The 11,706-nt window shown below is 55.7% G+C and carries 8 protein-coding genes; 4 read left to right on the top strand and 4 right to left on the bottom strand.

What is annotated here, in order from left to right; all coding sequences use genetic code 11:
- Positions 1-129 precede the first annotated feature (129 nt).
- Positions 130-342: a helix-turn-helix domain-containing protein gene (locus LH464_RS21870; RefSeq protein WP_226788534.1), complete on the top strand. Its 213-nt coding sequence runs from the start codon at positions 130-132 to the stop codon at positions 340-342.
- Positions 343-708: 366 nt separating this feature from the next.
- On the opposite strand, the gene LH464_RS21865 is transcribed toward LH464_RS21870, so the two are convergent.
- Positions 709-2,274, bottom strand: coding sequence for a caspase family protein (locus tag LH464_RS21865; RefSeq protein WP_226788533.1), 1,566 nt, complete (start codon positions 2,272-2,274; stop codon positions 709-711).
- Between the two features lie 191 nt (positions 2,275-2,465).
- Between LH464_RS21865 and LH464_RS21860 the strand changes: the two genes are divergently transcribed.
- Positions 2,466-4,646, top strand: coding sequence for a caspase family protein (locus LH464_RS21860; RefSeq protein WP_226788532.1), 2,181 nt, complete (start codon positions 2,466-2,468; stop codon positions 4,644-4,646).
- Positions 4,647-4,669: 23 nt separating this feature from the next.
- Here LH464_RS21860 and LH464_RS21855 read toward each other — a convergent pair whose 3' ends face one another.
- Both LH464_RS21855 and LH464_RS21850 read right to left on the bottom strand, forming a co-directional pair.
- Positions 4,670-6,316: a caspase family protein gene (locus tag LH464_RS21855; RefSeq protein WP_226788531.1), complete on the bottom strand. Its 1,647-nt coding sequence runs from the start codon at positions 6,314-6,316 to the stop codon at positions 4,670-4,672.
- Positions 6,313-6,990, bottom strand: a complete 678-nt coding sequence (locus LH464_RS21850; RefSeq protein ID WP_226788530.1) for a hypothetical protein — start codon at positions 6,988-6,990, stop codon at positions 6,313-6,315. The genes LH464_RS21855 and LH464_RS21850 overlap by 4 nt, the downstream gene beginning before the upstream one ends.
- 408 nt (positions 6,991-7,398) lie before the next feature.
- Here LH464_RS21850 and LH464_RS21845 point away from each other — a divergent pair, with 408 nt between their 5' ends.
- Positions 7,399-7,899, top strand: coding sequence for a hypothetical protein (locus tag LH464_RS21845; protein ID WP_226788529.1), 501 nt, complete (start codon positions 7,399-7,401; stop codon positions 7,897-7,899).
- Positions 7,900-8,071: 172 nt separating this feature from the next.
- Positions 8,072-10,429, top strand: a complete 2,358-nt coding sequence (locus tag LH464_RS21840) for a hypothetical protein (protein WP_226788536.1) — start codon at positions 8,072-8,074, stop codon at positions 10,427-10,429.
- Between the two features lie 282 nt (positions 10,430-10,711).
- On the opposite strand, the gene LH464_RS21835 is transcribed toward LH464_RS21840, so the two are convergent.
- Positions 10,712-11,581: a hypothetical protein gene (locus LH464_RS21835; RefSeq protein WP_226788528.1), complete on the bottom strand. Its 870-nt coding sequence runs from the start codon at positions 11,579-11,581 to the stop codon at positions 10,712-10,714.
- Positions 11,582-11,706: the final 125 nt, after the last annotated feature.

The following is an 11,706-nucleotide window of genomic DNA, read 5'->3' as shown; positions in this document are numbered from 1 at the left end:
GCTGGCGTAGTTCCATGGTTGCTCCTCCTCTTGGTGGAGTGATGCCCGCCTGAAAGGAAGCCGGCAAACCCAACGACTGTAGAGTATACTCCGTTGCGGAATACTCTACAAGGCGGGTTCTCTTTGCGAATGGAGATCCGTAAGACGTTCGCTTCAAACCTTAGGCTCATGCGACAGACAAAAGGGCTGTCTCAGGAGGAGCTTGCGCATCGCGCAGAAATTGATCGAACATATGTCAGTTCCCTTGAACGCGGCATCTACAGCCCATCAATTGACGTTCTGGAGAAGTTGGCATCTGCTCTAGGTGTGTCGCCCGGCGAACTGATCAGGCCTCATGAGTGACATTGGGCACCATCTTTAGGCGTAATGACGACCTGTGGAGGACATCGGCGCAGAAGTCCTCAATGTCGCTAGGCTGACTTCTGCGGGCAATTCTTGTGTTGCAGGAGCAGTTGAAAGTTCATCGAACTACCGTTCACTGATATCTGTGACACGGCACAGATTGGGGTCGCTTTGACGTCCTTCAAGCTAGGCCGATTCATGCATTTGGAGCGGAACGTCTTGTGGATCGCTCAATCAGTCGGTTGAGTAAGTGCGCACAAATAATGTTATGTCACGATCTCGCTGATGGAAGCAGGTCGCCAATATTGGTGCGATCTTTTAACATCGGCGATCACCCGGCAGAGCAAAATCGCACCGTTGATCCGGTTACATCCAGTCACAGTTCCAACGCTTACCGCGGGAGGGTCTGCGGCAGACAAACTCCCTACCGCAGGAGTGGGTGGCGGTTCTGACCGTACGGCCTCCCCCACTACCGCGCACGAAGGTCTCGCGAGCGGCACTTTGGGCGTCAGCCGGGCAATTGTCGATTTTCTTTTCGGAGGGCGGAACCATCGTTGTGGCAGGAGGAGGCAGCGATCTCTTCGACGGCGCGTTAATCGCAACGCAACTGCCGTTTGATGCGCGTTGTGTTGATGAGCAAGTCAGTGGACAAATCCTTGTCTTGTGTTTCCGCAGCTCTTCAAGCAGTCCTTGGGAAGGCGCGGTCGTCCCAGCATCGACTTTTTTATGTGCTTTCAGCTGGTTCAAAGCCCTGCGGCTTTGGTCGCCCCACTCCCCATCTTCTCGTCCCGCCTGGCACCCGAGACGATTGAGCTCCTGCTGCACGGAGCGAACAAGATCGGGAGCGGCTCCACTCGGTTGTGTATTGTCGTTCGGAGGCGATAGCGCTGCCGTTTGATCCTCACGAGCCCCCGTTTCCAGGAGCTGGATCTTTGCTTTTGCAAGCGACGCAAATACCCCATCCGGGTATTGCACAAGGTAGGCATCGAATAGCGCCCGGTCTTGCGACAGCCTGATTGTTTCCCAATACGCGATCTCAGCAGCCTTCTGTCGCATGACAGGGCTGGTGCCATCAGCGTTGTCATCAAGCAGACTTTGCCTCAGAACCACTTCGCCCGTTAAGGACGAGCTGTCCCAGGGCACTTGCCTTCCCTGAGTGGCGAGGAGGACCTCGCGACGGACATCGATCAATTCGCGTGTGATGTCGCGTCCCGGCTTGCCAAGGTTGCGCAGAAGAGCGGCAGTAAACGGAGAGTTCCGGCCCGTTCCATCCAAGGCGACATTTCCAGGCTGTGTCGCGAATGCGATAAGAGTGCCTACCCCACCACCGATCTTAGCAAGCCCTCGACTGACAGACGAAGAGCGCGTCCCCATAGACCGCGCAAGATTGTCGGCCAGTGGGTTGTCACGGCAAGCATCCAGAAACACAAGATTTACCTGCGTCGCCCGCTCCATCGCTGCGAGAACAAGGTCCATTGGCACGGTCTCGAAGTCGAGATCGATATGTGATCGCAACAGGGCGTCAACAGGAGCGATATAGTTGCGTCCATTCACCTGAAGGCCGTGGCCCGCGTAATAGAACAATGCGAGATCCGCACCTTCCAGCTTCATCGCGAACTCACGGACGGTCTCTTTGACACCGACCAGGTCGAGGTTGCGGCCAATCACAACGTCGAACCCCAACCCTTGGAGCTTCATGGCCATATCGCCGGCATCGTTTTCTGGATTGGTCAGTACGGGGACGTGTTGGTAGGCAGAATTTCCGATAACAAGAGCGACCCTGTTCTCGGCAAGAGCCTGCGAACACATAAGCATCAGAAAGAAGACAAACGCCAAACGACTTGGATGCATGTCAGACCCCAGACGGTGGATCCAATGCTCGCGGCAACCTACCAGATAACCATGCGTCCGATGCCGGATCGTGTCAATCAACCCGCTCTCACGCGCGATTGTCGGCAGGGCCAACCGGAGATGGACCGTACAATCCCCCAGGCACTACCTGCAATGATCTCCGGCGCATGTGTCGCGCGAAAAGGAAAGGCAGCACACTTACGACGGCCACTCAAAGGATCAACCAGAACGTGATACGATGGACATGAGTTGTTGCGACGGAGACTACGGTAATGAGAGCATGGCCGGGTTCGTTTCTCCTCTTAATGAAATCGGCGGTCCTGTTTGTGCCCGTCACCATGGCGCTACCGGCCACAGCTCAGAGCAATTATGCTGTGATCGTTGGCGTATCCAAGTACCCCTCTCTTCCCGCCAGCACCGGACTGAAAGGTCCAGGGAACGACGCGACCATGATACGCGCTTTCCTGCTTTCACGTTCACCAGTGTTGTTCAAAACCGAGAATGTCGCAGTTCTGGCAGATGATCTGCCAGGCGCCGTGGAGCCGACCCGCGCAAATATCTTATCGGCGCTAGAAAAGGTCGCTGCGCAGGCTTCAAGCGGCGATTTTGTATATCTCCATTTCTCGGGACATGGATACCAGCTTCCGTCAAACCAAGGATCTGAGACCGACGGCTTCGATGAGGTCCTTTTGCCGAAAGATACGAGACCCTGGGACGAGGCCAGTCGCAGCGTCCCCAATGTGATCACAGACGATGAACTCGGCAGACAGATTAAGGGCCTGACCGCGAACGGTGCCTTCGTGTGGGCGGTCTTTGATGCGTGTCATTCCGGCACGGCTACCCGCGCAGCGCCCCCCGCCAACGCCAAACTCAGAAAGATTAGTCCCGAAGAGGTCGGCATGCCGAGGCAGGCCATCTTCTCCTTTCCAAGTATCAAGCAAAGTGGATGGACGACACAAGATCTGCCAATCGAGATGCCGCAAAAAAATCAACCCGGCGGGTATGTCGCCTTTTTCGCAGCTCAGTCGAATGAGACCACGCCGGAAATGCCACTTCCGACCGAGGATGGTATGGTGTTTGGTCTTTTTACATATACGCTTTTCTCAAAACTCTCAGAAAACCCTGCGGTAACTTTTCGCCAACTGGGCGACAGCGTTCTCCAGCATTATGCCAGCATGAACCGCACCAGTTCCACGCCTCTCTTCGAAGGGGATCTCGACAGGACCGTCTTTCGGGTGAGGAACCGAGAATTTGTCCGGCAATGGCCAATCAATGCCTCTGGAAAAGGAGCGACGGTTCAGGCAGGGCTAATTGACGGCCTGACACGAGGCTCGCGGCTTGCGGTCCTGACCTCGCCACTTGCTCAATTGCAGGACGCAGTCAGCTTCGTGGAAGTCACAGATGCCGATACATTTTCAAGTCGCGTAGCTTTTGCGGACCTTAGCGACAGCTTGCGATCTGGTCACCGGAAAGCTCATTCTCATTCCGGGCCGTCTTCAGAAATAACCTTGCCTGCGCGAAGCGTCGCGCGACTTGTGTCTCAAACATACGATTTTCAACTCAAAGTGGCTCGTCCTCCTGCCGATCCGAGGTATTCAAGGGCCATCGAGATGGTGGATACGGTTTTAAGCGATATCGCAAATCAGATCCCCCGCCGCTTTAGCATTGGCGTGGTTGGGTCCAGCGATACCGCCGACGTTCGCATTGCGGTTCTCACCGAAAGAGACATCAATCCTAGCGGTTTAGAGCATAACCAGGCGAAGCTGTGGTTTCTACCCGAGTCTGGAGAGGCGGTTTCGACGTTACGACAGACGCCGCCCTCGTTGAACCTCGGCTCGACAACTGAGCCCGGGTTCCGCGCAGCGCTTATCCGCTATCTAGAGAGGATCTACCGGGCGAAGGCATTGTTTAAGATCAGCCAGACCCGCGACTACTCCCCTTCCGATATCGAACTTAAGCTTACTTTGCAGAGCCGTGGCACTGGTAGCTCGCGAGAGGTCGTTGCTAGTCGCGTCACGGTGGCAAGCCCCGGCGATCGTCTACGCGTGGAGGTAACAAATAATACCCGGTCATCGGTCGATCTAAACATCATTTATATCGGAAGCGACTACTCCATCGGCCATCTGGGAGGTGAGCGGATGCACTCACTGGCTCGCTTTAGTGACGCCTCCTTGGAGTTTACCGACACCAGCTATGGTCAAGAATATTTGTTGCTAATCGTGACCGACGCACGCCCGCTGACCAACCTTCTGGACCTCCGCTTTTTGGGCCAGGAGGGTTTGCGTCCTGCAACACGGAACCTTTCGGCAAATACTATTGAAGATCTTCTGGTCAACATTGCCGCTCACGCGCCGGCGCGGTCCATACCGCCTTTGCGACCTACCTCATCGTTGCAGCCGCGAGGCGCGATTTTTCTTTTCCCGATCCGCACCGTCCCGCAAGAACCAAAGTGAAGGCATAGTGCGAACCTTCAGAACTAAAATTTTTCCTTGGCGGCGCGAGCGTATCTGCGCAGATGAGGATCGTAGCCCTTTCCGGCGATATCCAATGCCTGGATGATTGCCGTGGCGTCGGTTGCGATGATTGGCGCGTCTAGACTCGAGAGGGCAAGTGCTACCCCGCGCTGATAGCTCGTACTTTTCTCATTGAAGCGATACATGAGCCGGTCGACCACTGCGGGACGTATGGGCGGGGCAAGCGATCCGATCATCGTGCCGAGGGTGGACGATGCCTGCTGCCGAACATCATCTTTGTCGGACGAAAGTCTTTCAATCATAGCTGCGAACTCAAGCTCCTGTTGAAGCGAAAGAGAATGATTTTCCGGAGTGTTAGCTTCCGCAGCAGCTTGCCTGAGGGCGGCTGTCCGCCGATCTGCTAATTTTGCGGCGGTCCGGGCAGCTTGGTCGTGAACAGCAACAGAAATCTGGGCTTGTCCGATCCCCTCGTCTGCGACAGGATTTGCGGTTGTGCTCAAACTCTCCCCAGACGGTTGAATCAATACAACCGATCTGTCGCGGGATCCAAAGGACTCGTTCGCATCCGCGTCCACTCCAAGCGAAGCGGTCTGTGACCTGGCAACGATGGTAATTGTCTGAAAGGGCTCGTCGCTGAGTTGGCTCCACGCGGTTTCGACGGCAGGATCGAGCGGGATACGGTCAAAGACCATGTTGCCCTGTTGATACTTCTGTTCCCCTGGAAGACGGCCATAAATTGGTCGGGGGGCAAGACCGCCTTGACCGATAGACGCTGCGTAAAGCTCTCCATTCTTCTGCAGCCAAAAACCCATGTCTTCGGCGGTGATCCAGCGACTGAACGTAGTCAGCGCCTTAGTGTTTTTGTCGTTGAGCATGTTGATTAGCAGACGTGTGAGTAAGCTTTTCTCAGGGACCCGTTGCCCGGCCTGCCCGGCGGATATAAACTGCCGGCCAGGCTTCAACGGGACTGGACTGATCGCAAAGTCATTGCTTTCGATCCCGAATGTGCGCGGCGGAGCAGGCGCCGAAGGGTCGTTTCTCATCGCCAGCACTGGAGCCGCATCATCGTAGTAGCCGAAAAAGGCTCCAGAAAAGCACGCATCGAACACAAATAAGATGTGCCTTGCGTCGGGAACCCTCGCCCAAGCGGAGAAGTAGTCGAGGGGAATGGCCGACGCTGCAATTTGATGGGGCGGTCCACTCTTCGCCGCGTCCACCGGCAGGAAGTACCCAATCGGCGGTGTAAAGCTGTTTCTCGTGTACCCATGACCGGATAGGTAAACGATGATTCTGGCGTCTGGACGTGAACCATAGGTGCGCATGAACTTGTCGATTACCGAAACGAGCTCGCCCGCCCTCAAATCGAAGTAAACCTTCACCTTGAACCTGTGACGCTCAAGCGCTGTTGTGAGATCCTTAATCTCGCCCGGGATTTCGACGAGTGGCCTATAGCCGCCCTCATAGTTCACCTCACCGATCAAAAGAGCGTGGCTCTCGGAATACACGGTGACCGATTCCCCATCGCGCCCTGGAACGGCGAGCTCGGTCGAGACATCACTGACCTTGGTCTCATAATAGGGGTCAGCATAGCCGTGGCAGGGATCGCAGGCGATGATAATGAGCATCATCAGCCAAGATGGGGCCTTCATTTGGAAGGCCTCCGAAAACCGACGAGGTTCAGAGAATTGCTCCTCCTCCTGAAGACCTTCCGGCTAAGGCTGTTCGCCTGATTTCCACCCAAACAGACGATCTGGTCCTTGTCGTCATTGGCAAAGCCGTCAAAGAAAGCAACATGTCCTTGAGCGGGACGCGTCCTATTCTTGAAGATGACGATATCGCCAATGCCGGGATCTTCAACCAAGGGAAAGTGGTGGAACTCCCGAAAGCTCTTCGAACCTGCACTACGCGGGCTCGCGAACCCGCAATGCTCCAGGGTCCAGCACAAGAAAGCCGCGCACCACGCTGTCTGATCACCGTCATATGGCTGGGTCCTCGTCGCTGCGAAGAATGCGATAATGATCGGGTTCGCTGGCTTCTCTAACTCCCCTACGTCCGGTGGCCACTCAAGGACCGGATGACTATCCATGATGTAGCGTGCGCTGTCGATCGGTTTTGGTTCGACTGGTACCTGCGAGAGAAAATCTGCGGCATGGAGAACAAGCCGATGTTCCGGCGGAAGAACAAGGGAGCCCTTCCCACCGGGAAGCTCCCTAAACAGCTGGGGCTCCGCAGCGATGAAATCGGAGATCTGTTTTTCGATCGTCTTGGCATCTGACTTCCGATCCGTCTGAGCCAGACCGATCCGCGCAGATAATGTCGCCAACGCTCCCGCTAAGATAAATCCCCGCCGCCTCATCGCCATGCCTCCCGACAATCGACCGGATAGGCAACAGTACAATATTTTCTGTCCAGCTCAAAGATACCAACATTGGTCGGTTGCGGCTGTACGGACATTAAAAACGGGGCTAGGCAAAATGATACTAACACGGACTTCCAACACCATCACGGCCGCCCTTGCAAGTTCAGACCTATCAAATTAGCTACCTTCGCTGAGATAGGCAGACCCGGAGCGGGCGTTGAACATTAGCATCTATGTTCAACTTGAATCGCTCTGATGACAGGGGAACGATCTTTCGCAGCATACCTATCCCTGCTCTTGAAGAGAGCTGAACCTTCGACCCACTATTGTGGATAGCTATCCATTCCAAGTGGTTCGTTTTAGAGGACTTTCATGAGCGCCCGCTTATCGACAGCCATTAAACTTGGTCAAGCCGCAAAAGGGATCCTGCGAAAGACACGGAGCCTACCAGACGTAGGCTTTGAGGATATGCATCAACACGAGCATTTCGGCGTTGAGCCGATGCTTCTTGCACTATCCATGGAATTGGCACTCAAGGCGTGGTTTGTTTTTGACTACGACGATCCGAAACCCGCCAGATCGCACAACCTTGCACAGCTATTTAAGAAGCTGAAACCCGAGGGTCGGGAGAAACTTGACGCGGAGTTCAAGAAAGCAGTGGCGCCCTATCACCCCAATTTGCTCTACCCAGACTACAGTATTCGGGACATTCTGTATCAGCACAAAGATGCGTTCATCGATTGGCGCTACCTTCATGAGACGAAATCCACGATGTTCGACCGGGGCGCTTTCGAGGCAACGTTGGAAATGGTGCTCATAGAGTTTGACAAGAGATATCGCATAGAGCGCGTTGAGCCGCTTTGGCGATCCTGAGGAAGTCAATGCTCGGGGCAACGGTCCGCTTTTAACCCCCACGAGCGGTCTCATCGATCCCTCGCGGTCCCCGAAGCCCCCAAATTCTCTCGGTGTGGATACACCGTTTCTTAAAATGCGGCTCTTATTCCCGCTCGCCCTCGGCACTGGTGCCGAGAGAATCGGAATAAGCATGCCCAAACAAGATCTTTCATCACGTCATTTTCAGAGAAAAATTGCAGAGTTCTGCCAAGTGCGCATCGGGCCAATCGCATCGAAGCGGGTCTTGGAAAACGTTCGTCCCTACCTGATCAGCTTGGTCCTATACCGCAAGCCGCCCCCCATACTGAATGGCCGCATCGACTGGACATCCATTGCTCAGGTCTGCGGGATCGAAGCTGAGCTGACGGCAGATCTGAAGAAGCAACTCCGGCCAGGCCTCGACGCAATTATCCGGTGGCTCGGGGCAACACCGGCCGCTGAAGACGTTCAACCTACGAAGCCTGTTGCGCGAGTGAGCAAGGCTCCATTGAGAAAGCTCGCAACAACGCCCTCCTCAACTAGAAAGCCCCAGCGCCTTACCGCCGATGGTTCCACAGCTCGATCCGCCAGCGCAACGCCGGGGCCGCAACCAAAGCCGATCAGCCCTTTTCCTAAACCATTGTTCGAAGCGACCGATGATCCAGTGAGTTTCCAAGATGCGCTAATCTATCAGATGCGCCGGTTCGGCGAGAGCTATTGGCAGCTTTACCGCGCCGTGGTCCGCTTGGACGAAAACTTCGACAACAAGACCCTCCTGTCATGGATCCAGGGAGAACGCGTGCCGCGGTCGGTCGCGAGCTTTGACATCCTCAGCCGTATCGAGAAGCGTTATCAGTTGCCCGCGGGGTATTTTAAAGCAAAGCTGCCTCATCAGGCGCGCTCTCTTTACGGGCATGATCTCGGGGATATCAGTCCGGCCGAGCGGCGCCGGATCGCAGTCCATCTGCCGGATGATTTCAGCAGCCTGCCATTCAGCAAGCGGGAGGAAATTCTCGACTGGGTACGCCGCGTGATCATCTCTGGATCGACTGAGTATCGCCGCTACCAGGCTGCTGCGAGCAAGCAGCGCTACGCGATCCGCTTTCCCGGAGTCACCTATGGCGGCAGTTCCCTGTCGCCACGCCTCTCACCCTTGTTGTCAGGCGCCAACCACAATGCCGCTGACGAGCTCGAAGATCCAGACCTGCTCTCTGGCGTGGTGGACGCCACACCCCGGCTTGCAATGGAGATGGCCGACCTCATTCGCTTTAAGACATCGACACTGACGGCGATCGGCTTTCAACGAAACGGTGTCTGGGGTGAGGAGACCGCATCCCAGAAGCTTGAACATCTCGGCTTGATGTTTGGAGCATTAGCCGCCTCCCCTTCCGGCATCGTCAAAGGTCGCGGTGTGCCTCTCAGCCAACTGAGCTTCGGCCTCTTGGTGTTTCCAGGCGTTTGGGACTGGTACCTACAGTGGCGAGAACAGCGCCGCGGCTTTTACACTAAATGGGAGCAGGACATGCTGATGGTGGCGCAGGCTCTCACCCGTGCAGAGGTGGGCTGGATCCGTCAGCATCCGGAGCTACTGAAGAACGTCCGGCCAATCGACGGACTGATCGCCCCTGAAGAGATCGAGTTCGCAGCGCGTAACTGGAATGGCGCATGTGATGCGTTTCATCGACATGCGGCGAACCGCTCGAAGGAAGTTCAGCGGGTCATGCGCGTCCATCGTGATCCGTTCGAACCGATCATGTGCATACTAGAAGCGGACAGCCCTCTGGCGGAATATCGAAAGATCACCGACGAGATCCTAAAGCGGATGCCGGATGACGACCGCTATCCGCGACCCGCTGCGGAGGCGGTCCGTTCCTTCCTGCTTCTCCGCTTCGGCCTACATCTTGGGCTTCGGCAAAAGAACCTCCGCCAGCTTCGCGTCTGTCCCCGTGGTCACTTCCCGACGTCCGAGCGACGGCTCGAAGATCTGAAATGCGGCGAGCTCCGCTGGAGTGATCGCGATGGGGGATGGGAGGTCCTGATTCCTTCTGTGGCATTCAAGAACTCTGGCTCGTCCTTCTTTGGCCAGAAACCATTCCGCCTGATCCTTCCGGACCTGCTCGACCTCTACAAGTATCTGGATGCCTACATAGACAAGCATCGCGGCGTGCTGCTGGGCAGCGCCAAGGACCCGGGCACACTGTTCGTCAAGACAGTGAAAACCACCAGTCTCGACGCTGCCTACAACTCCACCACCTTCTACGAGGCATGGCGGACGGTGATCCAACGGTACGGGATCTATAATCCCTACACGGGACGCGGTGCGATCAAGGGCTTGCTACCGCATGGTCCCCACAATGTCCGGGATATTCTAGCCACCCACATCCTCAAACAGACAGGGTCGTATGAGCAGGCGAGTTATGCCATTCAGGACACGCCCGATGTCGTGCAGCAGCACTACGGCCGCTTTCTGCCGCAGGACAAGGCAGCGCTCGCGGCAAAGATTTTGAACCAAGTGTGGGAAGCCGCATAGGGGCATTATCGACGCTATCTTCAGGTGGGCAAATCTTGCCGCCTGAAGATGCAGGAGGCAGGGCGCAGAAACACATTATGACGTGCAGTCAATAATCTGTGGGAGCGAACGCCTTGAACGGGTACGAACCGCCAACCCGTCGTTGCGGGTAGAAATCGTAGTCGTCCGAATGACTTAGTGAATCTCGCTTTCGCAACAACGATGGTTGCCTTTGCAGGCTCGACAAGGTCAGCGGCCGAGACCATCAATTGCCGCATCCCACACTATCTGCCGAACATCGTCTCAATCGTAACGCTGCGACAGATATTCATGGCGTTTGGAGATATGATTGAAAAGAGCGATTTCTTCATCCGTGATGCCGGTCTGGCCCGGGTCCTCGTGACGAGAACGATCCGCTCGCGCCACAAGCAACATGAGGCCTGCACTCACATGCGAGCCGTTTGCTTCAACGATTTCGACGATCTGCTTCATGGGATAGTCGCAATAGTAGTCCATCTCGGCTCCGGTGGAGATGCCGCGATCGAAGAGCGCCTTCATCGCGTGACGGATCCCGACACTGCGCTTCCGGTAGAAGCCGAGTTCGTCCCACGCATGAATGATACGGCTACGCAAGTTGGGATATGCTCTCGCCTCCACCATGGTCATATGTCGCGTCATGAACAGAGCGGCTAAAGGCCGGTAAAGATTGAAAAGGCGCTCGCGGTTGCGATGGGCGACGCATGCTCTCCGCTGCGCGCGCGAAATCCGAATGTCATTTCCAAGTTTAGAAAAAGTGAAAATGGCAATGATCGTCGTGGCAAGAGGAACGTAACCGCGGATATCGGTCGGGATCATATTCCAAAATGGCGGCCAGAAGTAAACGGCCGACAATGCAAGCGTCGCCGCGCTCAGCAGCCAACCTGGCACAGCCTTCAGCGCTTCAAGCGATTGTCTTGCCAATCCTACTCCAGCAGAGGCGTCCATTATGCTTTTTCCCTCTTCAAGGCGTTTTCCCACATATAGCGGTTCGATCCAGCAATTGCGCATAATTCGTCGCATCACCTGCCGATAGTAAAGGGGGCGAGCGACAATGATGCGAATCGAGTCATGGCGGCAGTGATTTGTGGCTCCCGAACGGAACCCATAGGCACCGTTGTAGCTTGGGTGTGTCACCAGTTATCGCATACTGCAGGGATTGCCAGGACACGTTGCCCAGGCAGTCCGAAGAGTTAATCAGATGCGGCAGCGATCCCCTGTGCTTACGGAGCATTCTTCCCGATCAAGGCAGCCGAGTGGAC

This window comes from Pseudorhizobium xiangyangii, from assembly GCF_020531965.1.
GTDB classification, from domain to species: domain Bacteria; phylum Pseudomonadota; class Alphaproteobacteria; order Rhizobiales; family Rhizobiaceae; genus Neorhizobium; species Neorhizobium xiangyangii.
The sequence above is the reverse complement of the archived record's forward strand: the minus strand, read 5'-3'. Positions and strand labels throughout refer to the sequence as shown.